The sequence below is a fragment of the Chlorobium sp. N1 genome, assembly GCF_004332115.1.
In the GTDB taxonomy this organism is placed as follows: domain Bacteria; phylum Bacteroidota; class Chlorobiia; order Chlorobiales; family Chlorobiaceae; genus Chlorobium.
The window spans coordinates 50,913-71,999 of record NZ_SJPA01000003.1 but is presented as its reverse complement, the minus strand read 5'-3'; the positions used below and the strand labels follow the sequence as shown (position 1 = coordinate 71,999).

General features: G+C 61.5%; 27 protein-coding genes and 1 tRNA gene. All 28 read right to left on the bottom strand.

All coding sequences use genetic code 11. From position 1 onward, the window contains the following. Window positions 1-42: 42 nt before the first annotated feature. The 28 genes from rpsN to E0L29_RS05565 all read right to left on the bottom strand — a co-directional run bounded on the left by rpsN (window position 43) and on the right by E0L29_RS05565 (window position 21,086). Window positions 43-312, bottom strand: a complete 270-nt coding sequence (gene rpsN, locus E0L29_RS05700) for a 30S ribosomal protein S14 (RefSeq protein WP_131356079.1) — start codon at window positions 310-312, stop codon at window positions 43-45. Window positions 313-333: 21 nt separating this feature from the next. Continuing rightward, on the bottom strand, window positions 334-918 hold the full coding sequence (gene rplE, locus E0L29_RS05695; protein ID WP_131356077.1) for a 50S ribosomal protein L5: 585 nt from the start codon (window positions 916-918) through the stop codon (window positions 334-336). Window positions 919-974: 56 nt separating this feature from the next. Beyond that, on the bottom strand, window positions 975-1,217 hold the full coding sequence (gene rplX, locus E0L29_RS05690) for a 50S ribosomal protein L24 (protein WP_131356074.1): 243 nt from the start codon (window positions 1,215-1,217) through the stop codon (window positions 975-977). A gap of 32 nt (window positions 1,218-1,249) precedes the next feature. Further along, window positions 1,250-1,322 (bottom strand) — tRNA-Gly (locus E0L29_RS05685). 10 nt (window positions 1,323-1,332) lie between these two features. Further along, entirely contained in the window at window positions 1,333-1,701 is a 369-nt protein-coding gene (gene rplN / locus E0L29_RS05680; protein WP_131356071.1) for a 50S ribosomal protein L14, read from the bottom strand. A gap of 39 nt (window positions 1,702-1,740) precedes the next feature. Next, on the bottom strand, window positions 1,741-2,025 hold the full coding sequence (rpsQ, locus tag E0L29_RS05675; RefSeq protein WP_131356619.1) for a 30S ribosomal protein S17: 285 nt from the start codon (window positions 2,023-2,025) through the stop codon (window positions 1,741-1,743). 47 nt (window positions 2,026-2,072) lie between these two features. Beyond that, window positions 2,073-2,279, bottom strand: coding sequence for a 50S ribosomal protein L29 (rpmC, locus tag E0L29_RS05670; protein WP_131356068.1), 207 nt, complete (start codon window positions 2,277-2,279; stop codon window positions 2,073-2,075). A gap of 30 nt (window positions 2,280-2,309) precedes the next feature. After that, entirely contained in the window at window positions 2,310-2,729 is a 420-nt protein-coding gene (gene rplP, locus E0L29_RS05665) for a 50S ribosomal protein L16 (RefSeq protein ID WP_131356065.1), read from the bottom strand. Window positions 2,730-2,775: 46 nt separating this feature from the next. Continuing rightward, entirely contained in the window at window positions 2,776-3,531 is a 756-nt protein-coding gene (rpsC, locus tag E0L29_RS05660; protein ID WP_131356062.1) for a 30S ribosomal protein S3, read from the bottom strand. Between the two features lie 17 nt (window positions 3,532-3,548). Continuing rightward, entirely contained in the window at window positions 3,549-3,908 is a 360-nt protein-coding gene (gene rplV / locus E0L29_RS05655; RefSeq protein ID WP_131356059.1) for a 50S ribosomal protein L22, read from the bottom strand. A gap of 31 nt (window positions 3,909-3,939) precedes the next feature. Beyond that, window positions 3,940-4,236, bottom strand: a complete 297-nt coding sequence (rpsS, locus tag E0L29_RS05650) for a 30S ribosomal protein S19 (protein WP_131356056.1) — start codon at window positions 4,234-4,236, stop codon at window positions 3,940-3,942. Between the two features lie 34 nt (window positions 4,237-4,270). After that, entirely contained in the window at window positions 4,271-5,110 is an 840-nt protein-coding gene (rplB, locus tag E0L29_RS05645) for a 50S ribosomal protein L2 (RefSeq protein ID WP_131356053.1), read from the bottom strand. 33 nt (window positions 5,111-5,143) lie between these two features. After that, a complete protein-coding gene (gene rplW / locus E0L29_RS05640) occupies window positions 5,144-5,455 on the bottom strand; it encodes a 50S ribosomal protein L23 (protein ID WP_131356050.1) in 312 nt (103 codons plus the stop codon). A gap of 30 nt (window positions 5,456-5,485) precedes the next feature. Beyond that, window positions 5,486-6,112, bottom strand: coding sequence for a 50S ribosomal protein L4 (gene rplD / locus E0L29_RS05635; protein WP_131356037.1), 627 nt, complete (start codon window positions 6,110-6,112; stop codon window positions 5,486-5,488). Between the two features lie 19 nt (window positions 6,113-6,131). After that, window positions 6,132-6,761: a 50S ribosomal protein L3 gene (gene rplC / locus E0L29_RS05630; protein ID WP_131356034.1), complete on the bottom strand. Its 630-nt coding sequence runs from the start codon at window positions 6,759-6,761 to the stop codon at window positions 6,132-6,134. A 22-nt stretch (window positions 6,762-6,783) separates the two neighbouring features. Then, the gene (rpsJ, locus tag E0L29_RS05625) at window positions 6,784-7,095 is read right to left on the bottom strand and encodes a 30S ribosomal protein S10 (RefSeq protein ID WP_011362865.1); all 312 of its coding nucleotides are present in this window, start codon (window positions 7,093-7,095) and stop codon (window positions 6,784-6,786) included. A 79-nt stretch (window positions 7,096-7,174) separates the two neighbouring features. Further along, the gene (tuf, locus tag E0L29_RS05620) at window positions 7,175-8,356 is read right to left on the bottom strand and encodes an elongation factor Tu (RefSeq protein WP_131356031.1); all 1,182 of its coding nucleotides are present in this window, start codon (window positions 8,354-8,356) and stop codon (window positions 7,175-7,177) included. Between the two features lie 64 nt (window positions 8,357-8,420). Beyond that, a complete protein-coding gene (fusA, locus tag E0L29_RS05615; RefSeq protein ID WP_131356028.1) occupies window positions 8,421-10,535 on the bottom strand; it encodes an elongation factor G in 2,115 nt (704 codons plus the stop codon). A gap of 42 nt (window positions 10,536-10,577) precedes the next feature. After that, window positions 10,578-11,045 carry a 30S ribosomal protein S7 gene (gene rpsG / locus E0L29_RS05610; RefSeq protein WP_131356025.1) on the bottom strand — a complete coding sequence of 156 codons (468 nt, stop codon included), beginning with the start codon at window positions 11,043-11,045 and terminating at the stop codon, window positions 10,578-10,580. Between the two features lie 35 nt (window positions 11,046-11,080). After that, window positions 11,081-11,470, bottom strand: coding sequence for a 30S ribosomal protein S12 (rpsL, locus tag E0L29_RS05605; RefSeq protein ID WP_131356022.1), 390 nt, complete (start codon window positions 11,468-11,470; stop codon window positions 11,081-11,083). Between the two features lie 289 nt (window positions 11,471-11,759). After that, window positions 11,760-13,034, bottom strand: coding sequence for a hypothetical protein (locus E0L29_RS05600; protein ID WP_131356019.1), 1,275 nt, complete (start codon window positions 13,032-13,034; stop codon window positions 11,760-11,762). Between the two features lie 101 nt (window positions 13,035-13,135). Continuing rightward, window positions 13,136-15,490 (bottom strand): hypothetical protein, encoded by a 2,355-nt coding sequence (locus tag E0L29_RS05595; protein WP_131356015.1) that lies wholly within the window; start codon window positions 15,488-15,490, stop codon window positions 13,136-13,138. A gap of 32 nt (window positions 15,491-15,522) precedes the next feature. Further along, window positions 15,523-17,010 (bottom strand): polysaccharide biosynthesis C-terminal domain-containing protein, encoded by a 1,488-nt coding sequence (locus E0L29_RS05590; RefSeq protein WP_131356012.1) that lies wholly within the window; start codon window positions 17,008-17,010, stop codon window positions 15,523-15,525. Continuing rightward, the gene (locus tag E0L29_RS05585; RefSeq protein ID WP_131356008.1) at window positions 17,007-18,179 is read right to left on the bottom strand and encodes a glycosyltransferase; all 1,173 of its coding nucleotides are present in this window, start codon (window positions 18,177-18,179) and stop codon (window positions 17,007-17,009) included. Before E0L29_RS05585 ends, E0L29_RS05590 begins: the two co-directional genes overlap by 4 nt. After that, on the bottom strand, window positions 18,176-18,820 hold the full coding sequence (locus tag E0L29_RS05580; RefSeq protein WP_347564586.1) for a methyltransferase domain-containing protein: 645 nt from the start codon (window positions 18,818-18,820) through the stop codon (window positions 18,176-18,178). The genes E0L29_RS05585 and E0L29_RS05580 overlap by 4 nt, the downstream gene beginning before the upstream one ends. Next, a complete protein-coding gene (locus tag E0L29_RS05575) occupies window positions 18,817-19,677 on the bottom strand; it encodes a glycosyltransferase family 2 protein (protein WP_131356005.1) in 861 nt (286 codons plus the stop codon). The genes E0L29_RS05580 and E0L29_RS05575 overlap by 4 nt, the downstream gene beginning before the upstream one ends. Continuing rightward, window positions 19,674-20,795, bottom strand: coding sequence for a glycosyltransferase (locus tag E0L29_RS05570; protein ID WP_131356001.1), 1,122 nt, complete (start codon window positions 20,793-20,795; stop codon window positions 19,674-19,676). The genes E0L29_RS05575 and E0L29_RS05570 overlap by 4 nt, the downstream gene beginning before the upstream one ends. Window positions 20,796-20,819: 24 nt before the next feature. Next, window positions 20,820-21,086 (bottom strand): HPr family phosphocarrier protein, encoded by a 267-nt coding sequence (locus E0L29_RS05565; RefSeq protein ID WP_011356933.1) that lies wholly within the window; start codon window positions 21,084-21,086, stop codon window positions 20,820-20,822. Between the last annotated feature and the right edge of the window lies 1 nt (window position 21,087).

Genomic DNA, 21,087 nt, shown 5'->3' with positions numbered 1-21,087 from the left:
CGAAAATGGACAAATACCTTTCTCTATAGGAAGGCGCCGGCGTTACCAGCTGGCCTTCTTGACACCGGGAAGCTTTCCCTCGAGGGCGAGCTTGCGGAACATATGGCGGCAGAGGCCGAACTTCTCGTAGACACCGCGGCCGCGGCCGGTCAGGACGCAGCGGTTGCGGACCCTGGTGGCGGAGCTGTCGCGGGGGAGCTTGCGGAGCGCCTCGTAGTCGCCGGCTTTCAGCAGTTCCTCACGCTTGGCGGCATACTTTTCCACCAGCATCTTCCTTTTCTCGTTACGTGCTATTACGCTTTTCTTGGCCATCTCTCTTCCCTGGTTGTATGGTTAGTCCTTCTTTTTAAACGGCATGCCAAGCTCGGCGAGCAGCACATATGCCTCTTCGTCGGTCGTTGCCGACGTAACAAAACTGATGTCCATGCCGCAGATCCTCGGAATCTTGTCGATGTCGATTTCCGGGAAGATGATCTGCTCGCGAACGCCGATGGTGTAGTTGCCGCGACCGTCGAAGCTCGTGTCGCTGAGACCGCGGAAGTCGCGGATCCTCGGAACGGCAAGGGAAACGAAGCGGTCGAAGAATTCGTACATGGCCTTGCGGCGGAGGGTGACACGGCAACCGATGGCCTGTCCCTCACGAAGCTTGAAGTTCGAGATCGCCTTCTTCGACTTGCGGATCTGGGGCTTCTGGCCGGTGATCTGGCTGAGCTCCTGGATCGCGGTCTCAAGCAGCTTCGGCTCTGAAGCGGCCTCGCCGACGCCGATGTTGATGGAAATCTTCTCGAGCTTCGGAATGTTCATGACATTCTTGTAGCCGAAACGCTCGCTGAGCGCCTTGGTGACTTTCTCTTTGTAGAGGGTTTCGAAGCGTGCCTTCGAATTCGAAGGGGCAGCCGTCTCTGTGTTCTGGGCCATGTAAGGGTGTTGTTTTGCCGGGATGGTCTTGGTCATCCCGTCTTTGATTGAAATACTCAGCTCTTCCTGACGTTCGAAGCGTGGATGGGGAACTCGCGCTCGATGATCGATCCCTGGGGATTGCTCTGGGTCGGGCGCATGTGACGCTTGCGGATGTTGACACCCTCGACGATCACGCGATTCTTCACGGGGTACACCCGGAGGACCTTGCCGCTTTTGCCCCTGTCATTGCCGCTGAGGACGACGACCATGTCGTTCTTCTTCACGTGCAGCTTGACTCTCTTCAGACCTGTTTTCATTGTATGCTAATGGTAAGTATTCTTGAATCCTGAGCGGGAGACGAGACTCGAACTCGCGACCAACAGCTTGGAAGGCTGTGACTCTACCAACTGAGTTACTCCCGCCTGACTTGCCTCAGAGGACTTCCGGTGCAAGCGAAACGATCTTCATGTACTTCCTGTCGCGAAGCTCGCGTGCGACGGGCCCGAAGATGCGGGTTCCCCTCGGCTCGCCCTGCGCGTTGAGCAGCACGACGGCGTTCTCGTCGAAGCGGATGTACGAACCGTCACGGCGGCGCTGTTCCTTTGCGCAACGGACGACGACGGCCTTGCAGACCTCTTTCTTCTTGACGACCCCACCGGGAACGGCAGCCTTCACCGAAACGATGACCTGGTCACCGAGGGAGGCGTAGCGCCTACCGGTACCGCCGAACACATGAATGCAGCGTACCTTCTTCGCCCCGCTGTTATCTGCTACAACCAGATTGGTTTCTTTCTGGATCATCCTGTATCAAACTTTAATAAGTGTATGGATAAGAGACTCTTACTTCGCCTTCTCGACGATTTCGACCAGACGGCAGCTCTTGCGCTTGCTCAGCGGGCGGCACTCGGTGACCTTGACGAGATCGCCGATTCCGGCTTCGTTCTTCTCGTCGTGGGCCATGAGCCTGGTGGTCTTCTTGAAATACTTCTTGTAGACGGGATGCTGCACCCTGCGCTCAACGGCGACGATGATGGCCTTGTCCATCCTGTCGCTGACGACCTTGCCGGTCCAGCTCTTCTTCCTGCCCCTTGCTTCTGCCTGCCCTTCTGTTGAGCTGCTGGCCATGTTCTTCTCTCCCATGTAAGTGATCTGTTGTATTTATGATGCTCAGCTCAGCCCTGCTGCGGCGCTGCGGCCTGCAGCTGATGGAGACGGGTTTTCATGCGGGCAATCTCCCGGCGGGAGTTGCGGAAAACCATCGGGTTCTGCGGCTGTTCAATGACCTTGTAGAAATTGATGTCGGCGAGTCGATCCTCAAGCTCCGTAATCCGCTCGACAAGCTCTTTCTCGTTCATTGCCGCTATTTCGTGCTTTTTCATAGTATTGGCGCTCTTGCTTGATGATTCTCTTTATCCTTCGTAGTCGGGACGGACGATGAAGCGGGTCTTGATCGGCAGCTTCTTTGCGGCAAGGCGGAACGCCTCGGTGGCAATCTCGCGCGGCACACCATCGGCCTCGAACATGACGCGGCCCGGCTTGACGACGGCGACCCAGAACTCGGGGGAACCCTTACCCGAACCCATGCGGGTCTCGGCGGCTTTCTTGGTGACCGGCTTGTCGGGGAAAATCCTGATCCAGATCTTACCGTCCCTCTTCATGTACCGGTTCATCGCCACACGGGCGGCCTCGATCTGGCGGCTGGTGATCCATGCCGGCTCGAGGGCTTTCAGACCGAACGAACCGAAAGAGACGGAGGTGCCCCGTCCGGCATTGCCCTTCATGCGGCCACGCTGCGTCTTTCTGTATTTAACTCTCTTTGGCATTAACATACCGGCAACTCCATCTGTTTTCTTCTAATTGTATTGTACTGGTTCTTCAGTCCCTGCCAGCGGGACGGCGGCGGCGCTTGCTGCGATCTCCGCGTGAACGCGGACCGGAATCGCTGCGGCGCTCCTTGATCCTCTTCATCTCTTCCTCTTCGATGGCGTCGATGCGCTGGTTGAGGACCTCGCCCTTGTAGACCCAGACCTTGATGCCGATGGTGCCGGCGATGGTGTGGGCGGTAACGCTTGCGTAGTCGACGTTGGCACGAATCGTGTGAAGCGGGATCTTGCCTTCCTTGTACTGCTCGGAACGGGCGATCTCGGCGCCGCCGAGACGACCTGCGCAGCGGATCCTGATGCCCTCTGCGCCACCGCGCATGGCCTGCTGGATCGCCATCTTCATGGCACGGCGGAAGGAGACGCGGTTCTCGAGCTGGTAGGCGATGTTCTCGCCGATCAGCTGCGACTCGATTTCGGGCTTGACCACCTCGACGACGTCGATCTTGACATCCCTGCCGGTGATGCGGCCGAGCTCCTGCGAAAGGTTGTTGATCTCCTCACCCTTGCGGCCGACAACGGCGCCGGGGCGGGCTGCGTAGATATTGATCTTGATGAGCTTGGTCGTACGCTCGATGACGATACGGGCGATGCCGGCCTTCTCACGCTTCAGACGGGTATTGACGTAGTTGCGTATGACATAGTCCTGTTTGATCTTGTCCGAGATGACCGGTGCGTCATCGTACCAGCGCGAGGTCCAGTCCCTGATGATGCCGAGCCTGAATCCAGTAGGATTGACTTTCTGACCCAATGTTCTCTCCTTCTAAGTTATTTAGTTGCTGGATTCTTGACCTTGTCCACGATGATGGTCAAGTGGTTCGACCGCTTGCGGACCCTGTATGCGCGACCCATCGGTGCGGGAAGCATCCTTTTCAGCGTTGCGCCTTCATCGACGTACACCGACTTGACGAAGAGCTCCTGGTCGCCGACGCGCTCTTCGGGGTTGAGCTGCGCATAGTTGGCGACTGCAGACTTCAGGGTCTGGAGCGCGTTGCGCGATGCCGCCTTCGTCGAGTTCAGCAGGATGGCCTTTGCCTCTGCGACCTGCTTGCCGCGGACGAGGCCCGCAACGAGACGCATTTTGCGGGGCGATGTCGGCGTATGCCGTAAAATTGCTTTAGCTTGCATGATGGTGTCTTTACGCGTGCGTTGTTGCTTTTTATTTTCTCTTCGGGGCCGAACCGCCTTTCTCGGCCTTTCCGCCGGCATGGCCGCGGTAGGTCCTCGTCGGGGCAAACTCTCCAAGCTTGTGACCGACCATGTTGTCGCTGACGTAGACGGGAACATGGGTCTTGCCGTTATGGACCGCAATCGTGTGGCCGACGAAGTCCGGGGAGATCATGGTGCTCCTCGACCAGGTCTTCAGGACCTTCTTTTCACTCCTGCTGTTCATGTCAAGGATCCGCTTTTCCAGCTTTATGTCTATGAACGGGCCCTTCTTAAGTGATCTTGGCATTGTTTCTCTGCTTGAAGTTTTTATCCTCTATCGTTTATTTGGCATTCCTGCCGCGCACGATCAGTTTCTGTGACGCTTTCTTCTTGTTGCGGGTCTTCTGGCCCTTTGCAAGCTGGCCCCACGGGGACTTCGGATGCTTGCGGCCACCGCCGGACTTCGATCTGCCTTCACCGCCGCCCATCGGATGGTCGACCGGGTTCATGGCCATACCGCGGGTCTGCGGGCGGATGCCGAGCCAGCGGCTGCGTCCTGCCTTGCCGAGGTCCAGGTTCTCGTGGTCGGAGTTGCCGACGACGCCGATGGTGGCGCGGCACTCAACACGGACCTTGCGGATCTCGCCGGAAGGAAGCTTGAGGGTGACATAGTCGCCTTCACGGGCGGCGAGCACTGCGAAAGCGCCTGCCGAACGGACGATCTGTCCACCTTTACCCGCACGCATCTCGATGTTGTGGATGTCGGTGCCGAGCGGGATGTTTTTCAGGGGCATGGTATTGCCAGCCCTGATCTCCACCTTCTCTCCGCTTTCAAGGACGTCACCCACGACGATACCCTTCGGGGCGAGAATATAACGCTTTTCTCCGTCTTTATAATGCAATAATGCAATACGCGAAGAACGGTTCGGGTCGTATTCGATCGCGGCAACGGTGGCGGGGATACCGTCCTTGTTGCGCTTGAAATCGATGATGCGGTACTGGCGCTTGTGTCCGCCGCCACGATGACGCGAGGTCTTGCGGCCTGCAGCGTTGCGTCCGCCCGACTTCTTGAGGGGGACGAGCAGGCTCTTTTCCGGCTCGCTCTTGGTGATTTCATCGAATGCCGGGTACGACATGAATCGTGACCCAGGCGTGACCGGCGCTAATTTCCTAATAGCCATTGTGAATTAAGATCTATCCTTTAAAAGTAATTTCTATCCTTCGCCCTTCGGAGTCGCTCCGGAGTAGTAGTCGATGGACTGGCCCTCCTGGAGGGTGACGATCGCTTTCTTCCAGTCGTTCTTCTTGCCGGCGATGAGCCCTTTGCGGGTGTACTGGCGACGGGACTTTCCAAGGCAGTTGACCGTGCGGACGCTTTTGACTTCCACGCCGAACTTCTCCTCTACCGCCATCCTGATATCGATCTTGTCGGCATCCAGCTTGACCTGGAACACATACTGCCCTTTCTGCTCGGTGAGCCCGGTGCTTTTCTCGGTCAGCCAGGGGCGCAACAACGGGTTTTTCATTCTCTTCACTCCTTTTTGCTGAATCAGCGGTTACCCTAAAGTCTCTTCTAATTTCTTCAATGCGGCCTTCTGGAACAGCACGGTGTGGCTGTTGAGGATGTCGTAGGTCGAAGCCTTCTCGGCGGTCATGATGTTGAGCGCCTCGATGTTGCGGCCGGAACGGGCGATGACCAGGTTATAGTCGGGCGTCAGCATGAGGGTCTTCTTCTCATCGAGCCCGAGGTTCTTCAGCATATCGGCGACCGGCTTGGTCTTGATCTGCTCGAGCGCGAAGTCCTCGACGACGAGGATCCTGCCTTCCTGGGCCTTGGAGCTGAACGCCGAACGGCGGGCAAGCTGCTTGACCTTGCGGTTGACCTTCTGGTCGTAGCCGTGGGGGGTGGGCCCAAAGATGGTGCCACCGCCGACCATGAGGGGGGAACGGGTCGAACCCTGGCGGGCGTTGCCGGTTCCCTTCTGGCGGTAGGGCTTGCGGCCGCCGCCGCGGACTTCCGCGCGGGTCTTGGCCTTGTGCGTGCCCTGGCGCTTGTTGGCGAGGATCGACTTGACGTCGAGCCAGATCGCATGCTCGGATACTTCGGCGCCGAATATATCGTCACGGAGCGTAACCACTTCCCCGGTTTCAGCACCGGCAGTATTTAAGACTTTAAGTTCCATAGCTTCGCGCTCTCAGCATTTACTTTTTTATAGAAACAATCTTGACATAGGAGTTCTTCGGACCGGGAACGGCACCCTTCACCATGATCAGGTTCGACTCGGCCATGATCTTCACGACCTGGAGGTTCCTGACGGTGACGTTGTCCGATCCCATGCGACCCGCCATCCTGGTACCCTTGAAGGTACGCGAAGGGTCGCTCGATCCACCGACCGAACCCGGGGCGCGGAGCCTGTCGGACTGGCCATGGGTACGGGAACCGCCGCCGAAGTTGTGGCGCTTGACGACGCCGGCAAAGCCCTTGCCCTTGGAGACGCCGAGAACGTTGACGATCTCGCCCTCCGTAAAGGACTCTACGCTGACGGGGCTGCCTGCTGCAAGCTCGCCATCGAACATGGATGCATCGAACTCTGCCATCATGTAGCCCGGGGTGACCCCGGCCTTCTTGTAATGGCCGAGCATCGGCTTGGTCACTTTATGCTCCTTACGCTCACCGATACCAATCTGTATCGCATCGTAGCCATCCTTCTCCGCATTCTTGACCTGCGTCACGAAGCACGGTCCTGCCTGGATGATCGTGCAGGGCACGGCCTCGCGTTTATCATTATATAAACGGGTCATGCCGATTTTCTTTCCAAGAATCGCACCCATATCAATAGCTTTATCTAATTCTTTAAGACTTGATTTCTACATCTACACCGCTCGGAAGCTCAAGCTTCATGAGCATATCGATGGTTCTGGAAGTCGGGTTCATGATCTCGATAAGCCGCTTGTGTGACGAGAACGAGAACTGCTCCCTGGACTTCTTGTCGACATGGGGAGACCGGTTAACGGTATACACATGCGATTTCGTCGGCAGCGGTATGGGACCAAAGATGATGGCATCAGTCTGCTTGACCACATCAATAATCCGTAAAGCCCACTTGTCAACCAGGCTATGGTCGTAGGACTTGAGCTTGATCCTTATCTTTTGCTGTACAGCCACTTGTCAACCCTGTTTCGTGTTATCAATAAAAAAGGGGCGGGATTTTTTCATCCCGCCCCGGGACGCCATACAAACTGCCTTACTCGCTGATCTTGGTAACGGTACCAGCACCAACCGTGCGGCCGCCCTCGCGGATAGCGAAGCGGAGGCCTTCGTCCATTGCGATGGGAGCGATGAGCTCGACATCGATGGAGAGGTTGTCGCCGGGCATAACCATCTCAACGCCCTCAGGAAGGGTAACCGCACCGGTAACGTCGGTGGTACGGAAGTAGAACTGCGGACGGTAGTTGGTGAAGAACGGAGTGTGACGGCCGCCCTCTTCCTTCTTCAGGATGTAGACCTCAGCCTTGAACTTGGTGTGCGGCTTGATGGTGCCGGGCTTGGCGATAACCATGCCGCGCTCGAGCTCGGTCTTGTCCACACCGCGGAGAAGCAGACCTGCGTTGTCGCCAGCCTGACCCTCGTCGAGGAGCTTCTGGAACATCTCGATGCCGGTGACGACCGACTTGCGGGTGTCCTTGATGCCGACGATCTCGACCTCTTCGTTGATCTTGATGCGGCCGCGCTCGATCCTGCCGGTACCGACGGTACCACGGCCGGAGATGGAGAACACGTCCTCGACCGGCATCAGGAACGGCTTGTCGACGTCGCGGACCGGCTCGGGGATATAGGAGTCGACTGCGTCCATGAGCTCCATGATGGCCTTCTCGCCTTCTGCGTCGCCATTGAGGGCGTTGAGGGCGGAACCTTTGATGATCGGGATGTCGTCGCCCGGGAAGCCGTACTCGGTGAGGAGCTCACGAAGCTCCATCTCGACGAGCTCGAGGAGCTCGGGATCTGCGATGTCGACCTTGTTGAGGAACACGACGAGCGCAGGAACGTTCACCTGGCGGGCAAGCAGGATGTGCTCACGGGTCTGGGGCATCGGGCCGTCGGTACCGGCGACCACGAGGATAGCGCCGTCCATCTGGGCAGCACCGGTGATCATGTTCTTGATGTAGTCAGCGTGGCCAGGGCAGTCGATGTGCGCATAGTGGCGCTTCTCGGTCTGGTACTCGACGTGGGCGGTGGAGATGGTGATACCGCGCTCGCGCTCCTCGGGAGCCTTGTCGATGTCACCGAACTCACGGGACTCGGCGAGGCCCTTCTTGGCCAGAATGGTGGTGATCGCTGCGGTCAGCGTGGTCTTGCCATGGTCAACGTGGCCAATGGTACCGATATTGACATGGGGTTTATCCCTCTTGTAGGACTCTTTTGCCATAACTGTATCTCCGGTCTGTCTGTTTGTTGTTGGTAGTGAAAAATGAACTGCTCAATCTCTCGTCTTAATACTCATCCTTCTCGACCCTCTTCTCCTGGAGCGTGTCGGCGATATTGCGCGGAACCTCGCGGTAGCTCTCGAACTCCATCGAGTAGTTCGCACGGCCCTGGGTCATCGACCGCAGGTCGGTCGAGTAACCGAACATGGAGGAGAGCGGGACCTTGGCGCCGACGAACTGCGCGCCTGCCCTCTGGCCCATGCCCTCGATATGTCCGCGACGGCTGGAGAGGTCGCCCATCACGTCGCCGAGATACTCCTCGGGGGTGATGACCTCCACCTTCATGATCGGCTCGAGCAGCACCGGCGAAGCCTTGCGTGCCGCACCCTTGAAACCGATCGAACCGGCGATCTTGAACGCCATTTCCGAAGAGTCGACGTCGTGGTACTTGCCGTCGAAAAGCGTAACCTTGATATCCTGCATCGGGTAACCTGCGACCACGCCATCCTTCATCGCCTGCTGGATACCGGCGTTGACCGCGGGGATGTACTCCCTGGGGATCACGCCGCCCTTGATGGCGTCGACGAACTCGTAACCCTTGCCCTCCTCGAGAGGCTCGACAGTGATATTGACGAGACCGAACTGACCCTTACCACCCGACTGGCGGACGAACTTGCCCTCGAAATCTACCTTGGCGCGAACGGTTTCGCGATAGGCGACCTGCGGCTGGCCGACGTTGGCCTCAACCTTGAACTCGCGCTTCAGGCGGTCGACGAGAATCTCCAGGTGGAGCTCGCCCATACCCGCGATCAGCGTCTGGCCGGTTTCTTCATCGGTCTTCACGCGGAAGGTCGGATCCTCCTCGGCGAGCTTTGCAAGCGACATGCCGAGCTTATCGGAATCGGCCTTGGTCTTCGGCTCGATGGCGATCTGGATCACCGGCTCGGGGAAGACCATCTTCTCAAGGACGACGGGATTCTGCTCGTCGCAGAGCGTATCACCGGTTCGGACCTCTTTGAGGCCGACGGCGGCGGCGATATCACCAGCGTAGACGACCTCGATATCCTCACGCTTGTTGGAGTGCATCTGCAGCACGCGGCCGATGCGCTCTTTCTTGCCGGTGATGGAATTCAGAACATAGCTGCCGGCCTTCAGCGTACCGGAATAGACACGGAAGAAAGTAAGCTTACCGACGAACGGATCGGTCGCGATCTTGAAGGCAAGCGCGGCGAACGGCTCCTCGTCTTTCGGATGGCGGACAACCGGCTCCTCGGTGCGGGGGTGGTGACCCTCGACCTCGCCGTCGTCGACCGGGGAAGCAAGATAGTCGACAACAGCATCAAGCATGAACTGCACACCCTTGTTCTTGAAGGATGATCCGCAGAGGACAGGAATGATGTCGACATTGAGCGTAGCCTGGCGAAGAACCTTGCGGATCTCAGCCTCGGTGATATCCTCACCGTTCAGATATTTCTCAAGTAGGGTCTCGTCGACCTCGGAAACGGCCTCGAGCATATTGATACGCCAGGTGCGGGCCTCGTTCTCGAGATCGTGCGGGATGGCGACCTCTTCGTAGGTGCTGCCGTCCTCCTTGTCGTAGATGATGCCCTTCATACGGATCAGATCGACAAAGCCGGCAAAGATCTCGCCCTCGCCGATCGGAATCTGGATCGGTACGGGATTGGCGTTGAGGCGCTCCTTGATCGAATTGACGGTATCGAAGAAATCGGCACCGGTACGATCCATCTTGTTGACGTAGGCGATGCGGGGGACACCATACTTGTTGGCCTGGCGCCAGACAGTCTCGGACTGGGGCTCGACACCACCGACAGCACAGAACAGCGCGACGGCGCCATCAAGCACGCGGAGCGAACGCTCGACCTCGACAGTGAAGTCGACGTGACCGGGAGTATCGATAATATTGATGCGATGCTTCACTCCCTCGTAGTTGCCGAACTTCGGCGCCCAGAAACAGGTCGTGGCAGCGGAAGTGATGGTGATGCCGCGCTCTTTCTCCTGGTCCATCCAGTCCATCGTCGCGCCGCCATCATGCACTTCGCCCATGCGGTGCAGACGACCGGTGTAGTAGAGAATCCTCTCTGTGGTCGTGGTCTTGCCGGCATCGATGTGAGCCATGATGCCGATATTGCGAACCTTGTCTAGTGCAACCTGCCTGGTCATAACAAAAGTTTAGTCTATTAATCTAGTCGGGACAAACAACCCTCAGAACCTGAAATGCGCGAATGCCTTGTTGGCGTCGGCCATGCGATGGACCTCGTCGCGCTTCTTCACCGATGCACCCTGCTCGGAAGCGGCATCCATCAGTTCGGCGGCGAGCTTCTCGGCCATGGAGCGTCCGCCACGCCTGACGGAGAACTGCTTCAACCAACGAAATGCAAGCGCACCCCTGCGGGAAGGCTTGACCTCCATCGGGATCTGGTATGTCGCACCGCCGACCCGCTTGCTGCGGACCTCGACGACAGGAGCGATATTCGACATCGCACGATGGTACACCTCGAGCGGATTCTCATCAGGCATCTTCTCGCCGATGATCGCAAACGCATCATAAACAATCTTGGTTGCGACATCCTTCTTGCCGTCAAGCATCACCGCATTGATGAAGCGGGCAACACTCTCGTCATTGTAACGGTGATCAACTGCAACACCTTTATAGCCACCTTTTTTCGACATAATTCCTGACTTGGATTTAGATTCGGTTATATCCCTTACTTCTTGGCCGGAGCAGCTTTCGGCTGCTTGGCGCCGTACTTAGAGCGACTCTGCTTCCTGTCGGCAACACCCGACGTATCGAGCGAACCGCGGACGATATGGTAGCGCACACCGGGAAGATCCTTGACCCTTCCGCCGCGGATCAGCACGATGGAGTGCTCCTGGAGGTTGTGACCCTCACCAGGGATATAGGCCGTCACCTCGATCTTGTTCGAGAGCCTCACACGGGCAACCTTGCGCAGCGCCGAGTTAGGCTTTTTCGGCGTCGTCGTGTACACACGGGTACACACACCCCTCTTCTGCGGGCACTTCTCAAGCGCCGGTGAGGCTGTTTTTGACGCTTTCACACTTCTTCCGCGCCTGATGAGCTGCTGAATCGTCGGCATACTGTGACTCTCTTTCTATTTAAAATCTCTTGTTGGTGCCTTTTCTGGCATAAAAATCCATAAGGACCACCAATGTAAGCGAATTACAAAAAAAAACAAAACGGAAAACATCATTTTTCCGGATGAAAATTAATCGTCCCGAAGGCGGGATAAATCGCCCGAAAACCCCGTCCGGACGGGCTTAAGAAAGATCCGGAGCAAAAAAGAAAGATGGACAGGCAGGGATCGGGAGGGAGGGGAAACGGAGCGCAACGAAAAAAAACGGTCGCGCTCCGGCCGGAAGAAGGATTCAGACCGGCAGCATCATGGCGATGGAGCGGACCAGCTCGGTGAGGGTCTCCTCCTCGCCGTGGCGGGCCAGCAGCTCCGCCGGCACCTCGGCCTGGAGGCCGCCATCAAGCACCCCGGCGAGCCTGGAGAGCATGCCGCCGATGGCCTCCCGGTCCGCGGGCCGGGCGTGGGACCCTCCGCACTCTTCCACGAAACGGGTTGCGACACCCTCGGGTGCGACGGTAAAGAGATGCTTGCGACTGAAAGCCGCGTCGATCAGCCGGCCCGGGAGCCAGAGCTCGGCGGACCTGTAGCCCCCGGTTATGACACCGACGGCCGAGGCGGCACGCAGGAGGGCGAGCTCCTCCTCCTCGGAGGGGGTGCAGCAGGTGACGAGGTCGCCCTCGATACCGGCCTTGCGCAGCTGCTTCGCCACCATCCCGCCGGAGGAGTCCACGACGGTAGCGCCGCTGAAGATCGAGCCGGCGCCGCTCTCCCGCATCAGGGAAGCGAGGGCTGAGAAAAACACCCTGAGCCCCTTTTCCTCAGCACGCTCGACGATGACGAGCGGGCGCGATACGGCAGAGGGACCCCCGCTCGCCGCTGCAGGTCCGAGCGGTCCGCAGTCCGAAATGATCGTGATGTCGTCATGGGCGACCTTGCCGAAATGCTTCCTCAGAAAATGCTCCTTCAGGGCCCGGGTCGGAGTGATGACGCTGTAGCCGGTCGAGAGCACCTTCTGCTCGAGCCGGGCCAGCTCATCTCCGTGCTGGTCGGAAAGCGGCGACCATGGGCGCGCCATGTCGAGCGGAGCGGTGAGGTCGAACATGGCCGGAACCCCGTGGCGAAGCGAAAGCTCAAGGCCGAGCCTGAGCGGTGCGGATGGGGGGCCCTGGGCGTAGATGGCCTCGATGTCGGGATGTTCCTTCATCACCTCTTCGGCCACCACGGAAGCCTGTTTCTCCCAGGCCTCAGAGGGATGCGCCTGACGGAAAACCGTGGGAATCACCGCCGAAAGCCTCCCGCCCTGCGCGATCCGCTCGCCTCTGGCGAACGAGGCGAGCTGGCAGGCTTCCAGCGCACCGATTTCGACCGGCGCACCGGTCCTGTAGACCCGCACAGGGCCGGCCACCCCTGAACCCGCTTCACCCTCGCCGGAAACAAACGCGGGAGGCGCGACAACCACGGGCTCCCATCCGTATCCGGGAAGGCGGGAAGCCATCCGGTAGGCGCGCGACGCGCCGTCGGTCATGTACGGGGGGTAGCTGGCGGCAAGGAACAGGATCTTTTTCACGTCTCTCGGTTATCGTTGAAGCATCCTTCCGTCTGGAATCCGGCGGACGCGCGTTGCTGATACGCTCTTATTATATACTATTATATAAATATAGCAATCCCCTACGAGTTCCTGCGCCGTCCGGGAAGCGCGCCGGTGAGCGTAAGAAGGAGGGCGAGGCCGAAAGCGGCGTAGGAGATCCCGCGTGCGCGCTCGAAACCGCTACGGTCGTAAGAGAGGCTGACCCGGCTTCTGCCGGCGGGAACGACGACGCCCCTGAGCACCCCGTTAAGGGTCTCGACCGGCACGGGGTTGCCGTCGACCGCCGCCTTCCAGCGGAGCGGGTAGCTGATTTCGCTCTCGACGAGCAGCCCCTCGCCCTCGGCAACGACATCATATGCAGCCGACTCGGCAGTACGGGACAGGAGCTTGACCTCCGCCGGGGCGAACGAACGGCCGGCAAGCGGGGAATCGCCGACGACGTACACCGTTGCGGGATCTGCGCCCGTCGACTCCAGCCGCGAGACGAGTTCGTCAAAATTCGCGACACTCTCGGCCTTCCGCGCGCCCCAGGCCCTCGGCAGGGATCCCCGGAGCCGATAGACATGAGCCGTGAGCGGGCCGGAGGCCAGCAGGAGCTCCCCCACCATCACCGGCTCCAGATCGGGATGGCTGACCGCCTGCTCGCTGATGACGTAACGGACGTTGAGCATCCGGAGGACTGCCGGACTGGCAAGGTTCCCGGTCTTTGCAATCAGCTGCTCGTAGCTGCTGAACTTTGCCGGATGGTAGCCGCCCACCGACTCGACGCCCGAAATCGCGAACTTGTTCTCCCCGAAGAGCCTGCCGGCCGGATAGACGCGGAAAGGCCCCGGCTGCCGGGCAAGCCACCGGGTGACCTCGTCGGGCTCGAGCGCCGGACGGAGGGCAGGGCGCGACACGAGAACGGACGGGCGCAGCGAGGAAGGCGAAGGCTGGACGACCCGCATGCTGCACCAGAACAGGTCGCCGATCGAGAGCAGGGCAAAGAGCAGGACGGCCGTCCGATGCGGCAGGAAGCGCTTGAGGCCGAGCCAGAGCAGCAGCATGCCCAGGCCGAGCAGGGCGGCAAGGAGCAAGGCGCCGTGCTCGAGACCCTCGAGCCGCACCCGGTTGACGAGGAGGCTGAGCTCGAAACTTCCGACCGCGGGGGAGGGGAAAATCGAACGAAGCCGCTCCTCAAACGCCCCCCCGGCGGCAAGGGAGACGATGAGCAGGGCGGCAAATGCAAGCGAAGCCAGGCGCAGCGGCCGGTGGAGGCGTTCGGCCCGGGCACGAAGCAGGGCCGAGAGGCCGTATGCGGCAAGGCCGGCCACCGACAGATAGAGCATGAGCAGGGCCATGGAGGGCACCCTGAACCGGCTGAAGAGCGGAGCGGCATGGTAGAACAGCTCAAAGACCGGCGGGAAGAAACGGCCGAATGAAAGCAGGAGCGAGAGGAGCGACGAGGCGACGAGGAACCGGACCACCCCGTCCCGCCTGCCGGCCCATGCCCCGACGAGCGAGAGCAGCAGGACCAGGATGCCGGCGTAGTTGGGATAATCGGTGAACGGCATGAACCCCCAGTAGGTGACTCCCCCGAAGCCGTAAAAGCCGGGCACGATGAAGGTCATGAGTTCCAGTGGATGCATCGACCAGAGCGTCGCGTACTCCATCGACGAACCTCCTCCGCCGGCCATCCCGCGCACCGAGAAGGGCGCATAGGCAGATGCGGGCAGGTAGATCACCGCCGACATGGCCACCCCGCAGGCGAGGCCGAGCACGAGCAGTCCCAGAGGACGAAGCTTCTCCCTGAACGGAGTCCGCTGTGAGAGGAAGAGGAAGAAGACGAGAAGGGCGGCGAGCAGCCAGGAGTACCAGGCTACCTGCACATGGGAACGCTGCAGCTGGAAGCCGGCGATGAGGGCGAGGATGCCGGCATCGGCGAGCCGCCCACGCTCGACGACCCGCATGAGGGCCCAGAGCATCCAGGGCATATAAGCCGCCGTCATCAGCTGGCTCCCGTGGCCGTGAGCCAGCATGGCCGAGAAATAGGGGTTCAGGAGGAAAGCCGCACCGCCGAAGAAAGCGGCAACGGGCTCAACGCCCGACCGACGCAGAAAAAGGAAGGTCCCGAGACCGGCGAAGACCAGGTGGAGCAGCTGCAGGTGCATCGCATCGGCCCCGAAAAGGGAGAAAACGAGGTTGGGGAAATAGAGAGCGCTGAGGTAACTGAAGGCACCGACCGTCGGCATCCCGGAAAAGACCCACGGCTGCCAGAGCGGGTAGTGGCCGCTGGCGTCCTGCAGCTGGCGGAGCGCCGCCGAGGTGGCGGCGGGCACGAGGCTGTCGGGAACCGCCGGGACGTAGGAGAGGAAAGCCACCGGCCAGTAGAGCGCAATGACCAGGAGCAGGTAGCCGAAGGCGGCGGCAAATGGTGGAAGGATCGTCTTTTTCAAGCCTCTCGGTTCTCTTGTGTGTGTTTCGGAAATCAGCGGTTCGGCCTGAACGGCGAGCCTGCACGTAAAATAATCTCCCGCTCCTCCTCTTCCAACCCGAGGGCCAGCAAAAGCCCGCCATACACGGCAACGGCGGCAACGGCCGCCGCAGCGAGCAGAACCGGAAGCGGCAGCAGGATGAGCCACGGACGAAGAACCAGGAGCACAGCGAGGACACCGGCACCAGCAGCGAAAGGCTTCAGCAGCGGGGAGGAGAACGGATGCAGGCGCAGGAGCCGACGAACCTCGAAAAGACGCACCGCGGCGAGCGCGCCGAACAGCACGAGTCCGGCGAGGGCGGCTCCCTCGATCCCCATCCGAGGGATCAGGAGGAGGTTCAGTCCGGCCTGGAGCACCAGCCCGAAGAGGGCGTTGAGGAGGCTGAGCCGGGCATGGCCGGCCATGGCGAGGAGTGTTGCGGCGATGCCGAAGAGCGCCTGGACGAGCGAGGCCGAAGAGAGCAGCACGAGGACTGGTGCGGCTGCGCTGAAGTGGCGGCCGAAAACCGAGAGCACCTCGGAAGGAAAGCAGAGCAGGAGCAGAACCGGCGGGAGCGCCACCGTCACCATCCAGCGGGTGACAAGCCGGTAGATGCGGCCCAGCTCCTCCATACGGCCTGCCGCGTGCAGTTCGGCGAAGAGCGGTGCGGCCATGCCGGCGAACGCCGGCAGGACGGCGCGCACGAGGCCGGCGGTCCGCGCAGCCGGATGGTAGAGACCCACCGTAGCAGGATCGGTAAGCATGCCGAGCATGACGACATCGAGCCAGTGGGAGGTCATGCTGAAGAGGGAGACCAGCATGAACGGAAGCGCATAGGAGAGCACGGGCTGCTCGACGGCGGCCCCCCCGACATCCCCCGGCTGCAGGCCGGTGATCGGACGCAGGCGGGGGCGGATCCATACAAACGCGGCGGCGGCCGAAAGCCCCACGGGAAGAAGCAGGGCGGCCTGGCGCCCCAGGAGGGCGTTGAACAACAGCGTGAAAAGGAGGAGCAGCACCGGGCTCAGCACCTGGGTGGCGATGATTTTCGGCTGGATGCGGCCGCATGCCTGCATGGCGTGGCCGTAGAGCATGGCGGCCGTATTGAAGGGGATGGCCGCCGCATAGCAGGAGATGGCCAGCTGGAGGAGCCGGCCTCCGTGAAGCAACTCGGCAAGGGCACCGGAGAACATCTCCAGCAGCAGCATAACCAGGACGGAGAGGACCAGGCCGGCCTTGAGCGCGAAACCGATCAGCCGACGCCTCCGCTGGGGATCGGCCCGATGCATCCCCGCAAAACGCAGGAGCGCCGAATCGAGTCCGAAGAGGGCCGCCACCTCGGCGATCTGGATCATGGCCATCGCGAGCGCGTAGGTGCCGAGGGCGTCGGCCCCGAGCAGACGCGCCACAGCGAGGCTGAAAAGGAAACGGACCCCCTGGCCGACGACGTATCCTCCGAAGGAGACGCCGGCGCCGGCGGCGATGGAAACGGTGCTCCTCACGACCGCGCCTCCCTGATCGAACGCTCGAGCTCATCGACCATTTCGGAAGCAAGCCGGTCCCAGCTGTGGCGTCGGGCGAACGCCTGGCGGAGCTCCCGGCGACCGTCCCTGAGCGCCATGGGAACCATGCGCACGAACTCGTCCTCCGTATCGGCGACCATCACCTCCCCGCGGGCATCGTCGACGGCGTCGCAGTAGTTGAGGGCGAGTACCGGTACCCCGGCGGCGGCATATTCATAAAGTTTGTTGGGATTCGAGGCCCGCTTGAGCTCGCTTCGCTCGAGCGGCAGGAGCCCGAGATCGAACCGCTGCATCCAGGAGGGCAGCTCGGCGTATGCCACACGGCCGTGCCAGCGAACATTCCCCAGGGCCCGCAGTTCCGACTGGCGCTCCCACCAGCCGTGCTCGTAGGCGGGCCCGACAAGTTCGATCCGGCAGTCCGGCCAGGCCGCAGCGGTGCGCACGAGCAGCGGCACATCGAGCCAGTCCATGGCGCCGGCGTAGCCGAGAATCGGACCGCCCGATTCCCGAAACGGCTCGGGCACGGCGGAGCGGGGCTCGGCGAAATGGCTGAACTCCACACCGTTGCCGAGCGTAACGACACGGACGGAGGGCGGAAGCAAAAGACGCCCCGTCATGGTCCGGCTGACGCTGAAGACCAGCCCCACCCGTCCAAGCCAGCGTCGGAGCTCCGGCCGGAGCCAGGAGGGCGTGCCCGGAAAGGCGAGATGGTCATCGTTGGCGTCGTAGAAGCTGAGGATCGAAGACAGGCGCGAAACCGCCTTCGCCCAGTAGAGGTTGCTGAGTCCGACGATGCGCCGCCGGCCGGCGAAGCCGAGAAGCATGAGCCAGAAATGAAGGAGCAGCACGCCGGGAAGAGCGGCAACGTGACGGATGAGCCGAACATCGAGCAGGCGGCCGAACCGAAAGGGAACCCGCTTGAGAAAGGGGATGCCGACCACCACCACCCTGCCCCGGCGGACCGGAATCCAGTGGTTCGGGCGACCGAGCGCGAAGGGTTCGATGAAGAGGATCCGCCAGTTTTCCGGAAACCGGGCGAGCAGGCGCTGCTTTCGGGTGGAGAGGAAATCCCACTGGACCTCCGAAAACCACACCAGGCGGCGTCCGGCCGGGCGTTTCGCTTCTGGCTTCGCTTGAGCGAGACTCATGCTCCGCCCTCCCCGATTTCGGTTGCGGGCGGTACTTCGGCTGTTGAGGGGACTTCGGCTGTTGACTGGACTTCGGCTGTTGATAATTCAAACAGCTGCACCCGCTCGAAAAAGAACCGGAAAAGCGGCTTCATGCCGGTGAGGTAGAACAGCGGGCGGCGTATGCGCACGAGTGCGCTGCGCTCCACCCTGAAGCCCGCCCGAGCAAAGAGGGCGAGGGCCTCCCGCCGGCTCATCTCATGGAAGTGCTCGGGGCTCCGGAGCGCCTCCGGCTTCGCGAGGGGCATCGAGACGAAAAGGCGTGCGGCGGGGCCCGCCATCACCTTCCGGACTTCGAGCAGCGCGTGCAGCGGGTTGAAGAGATGCTCGAGCACTTCGAAGGCGCAGACCACGCCGTACCGGCCGGAGAGCGCCTCCAGGTCGAGGTCCACCGCACTCGAGTCGAACGGGAAGCCGAAGAGCTCTTCGGCAAACCCCGTCATCGGGGTCCGGTCTCCGAGGTCCAGTCCGCGCTGATGGAGCCCTGCCGGGACGTCCCACCCCTCGAGGAAGCGCACGCTCTTCCGCCAGCGGACCCGGTGGGCCGCTTCGGCAAGGTAGCGGCCGTCGATGCGGGTCCGCAGCGGATTCTTTCCGATCACTTCGCCGCCTCCCGTTCGCGGAGCCTGCCGGCAGGAAGCCGCACGACTGTCGAGAGGGCGCCCCTCATGAGGCGCAGCGGCTCGAGGAGGATGAAAAAGAGGATCGCCGGCCACGAGCCGTGCTTGCGCAGCAGCCGCAGGGTGCCCTTCGATCGCAGCCAGGCCTTCCTCGCCAAGCGTCCTCTGAAGGAAGACGAGACCCGGTGCAGGACGACGGCCGAGGGTTCGTAGTCTATGCTGAAGCCGAGCGCCCGGACCCGGAGGGAGAGATCGACGTCTTCGGCGTACATGCCGAACTCCTCGTCGAATCCCCCGACGGCCCTGAAGTCCCTGGTGCGCATGGCCAGGCAGCAGCCGGTCGCATAGTCGGTATGGCCGGGCCGGCTGAAGCGGGCCGAGTCCCTGTGCCGGATGCCTCTGTGGCGCACGAGCCCCCGCAGGAGGTCCACCTCGCCGCCGGCGTACCAGATGGTGCCGGGCCGGTCGAGATAGAGGATCTTCGGCACCGCGATCCCCGCCGAGGGATCCTCCGAGAGCACGAGAAGCAGCGCAGCGGCAAACGACGGCTCGACCAGCGTGTCGTTGTTGAGAAAAATCACCGAGCGGGCGCCGAGTTCCTCGGCACGGCGGAAGCCGGCGTTGCATGCGCCCCCATAGCCGAGGTTGCGGGGAAGCTCGAGCACTTCGGTTGCGGGAGAGGCGCTGCTAATCCTCCCGGCGGATCCGTCGCTCGAACCGTTGTCGACCACCAGCACCATGCAGGTCCTCGAACGAACCGGCTCGAGCGAACGGAGACAAGAGAGGGTATCCTCGGTTCCGTTCCAGTTGACCACCACGATGCAGGTCGGGGAGTTCATGGCCGGCCTCCCGTCCCCTCTGCGAGGAAATCCGCCGCGGAGCGGGCGAAGCCTTCCCATGAAAGGCCTCCGTCCACACAGTACTCGAGTCCGAGGGAGGCCGCGCCGAGGAACGCCTCGATCGCCCCGGCGAGCGCGGGGGCCGTGCAGCCGCCGGCAATCACTCCGGACGAAGGACCGTGCACCGACTGGGCCAGCGAGCCGGCCGGCGTCACGATGATCGGAAGCCGGCTGCCGCGCGCGATGCCGGCGACCCCCGACTGCGTCGCGCTCCGGTAAGGCAGGACGCAGGCATCTGCCGCCGCGAAATAGAGCTGGGTGCGGCCGGCCGGCACATAACCGGGATGGATGACGACACGATCCTCAAGGCCGAGAGAGGAGATCAGCTTGCGGTAGCGCTCGAGCGGCTCGTAGAACTCGCCGGCGACGACGAGGCGCACATCGCTGCCGGAAGGAAGGAGCGCAAGGGCCTCGATCAGGAGGTCGAGCCCCTTGTAGCGGCGGACGTAGCCGAAAAAGAGCAGCAGCGTCCCGTCCAGGGGAAGCTTGAGCTGGCGGCGGGCCTCCTCCTTCGGGGGCGGTTCGCAGGAAAACGCGTAGTCGGGATGCTGCAGTTCCAGGCGGGGTGTCCGCGGAAGGCTTTCGGCCGCCTGGCGCGCGACCGTCTCCGAGAGGGTGACGACCCCGTCGACCGAGAGGAAAAGAAGGCGGCGCATCAGCGGCTCGAAGAAAAAGGACTCGTGCGAGGTAAGGTTGTGGAGCAGGGCGACCGTCCTGATTCCGCTGAGCCGTCGGATGACGAAGCAGAGCGGTGCGAGGAAACCCGCCCAATAGGCGATGAGGATGACATCGGGACGGCGGCGGCGAAGCTCGAGGGCGGTGCGGATCCAGCTCAGCGGATCAAAGAGGACGAGGGTACCGCCGGCAGCGGGTTCGGGACGGGAGGGCGGGACGCCGAGGATGCGGAGGAGAAATCCGGGGTAGAGTGCACGGAAGCCGACCGGATGAAGACCGTGGCCCGTGGCCCTGAACGCCCGGGAAAGTTCGCTGCTGAAGCGGGATATCCCCCCCGGCATCGGAGGAAACGGACTGATGAGGGCAATCTGCAGTTTCTTCAATGAACCTCCCCGGCGCTTGAGGGGCTACTGCTCTCCGAACCCCTGTTCAAAAAACTCGACAAGCTGGCGGGCGGCCTCGTCGGCGTCTTCGCCGGCAAGCTTCAGCGTGAGCTTGGTCCCCTTCGGGGCGGCAAGGCTCATAACACCGATAATCGACTTGGCGTTGATCTCGACACCCTGCATCTCGATGAAAAAGTCGGCCTTGAACCGGGATGCCAGCTTCACGACCGCGGCGGCGGGACGGGTATGCAGCCCGGCCCTGTTCTTCACTATGACTTCATGGACAATCACG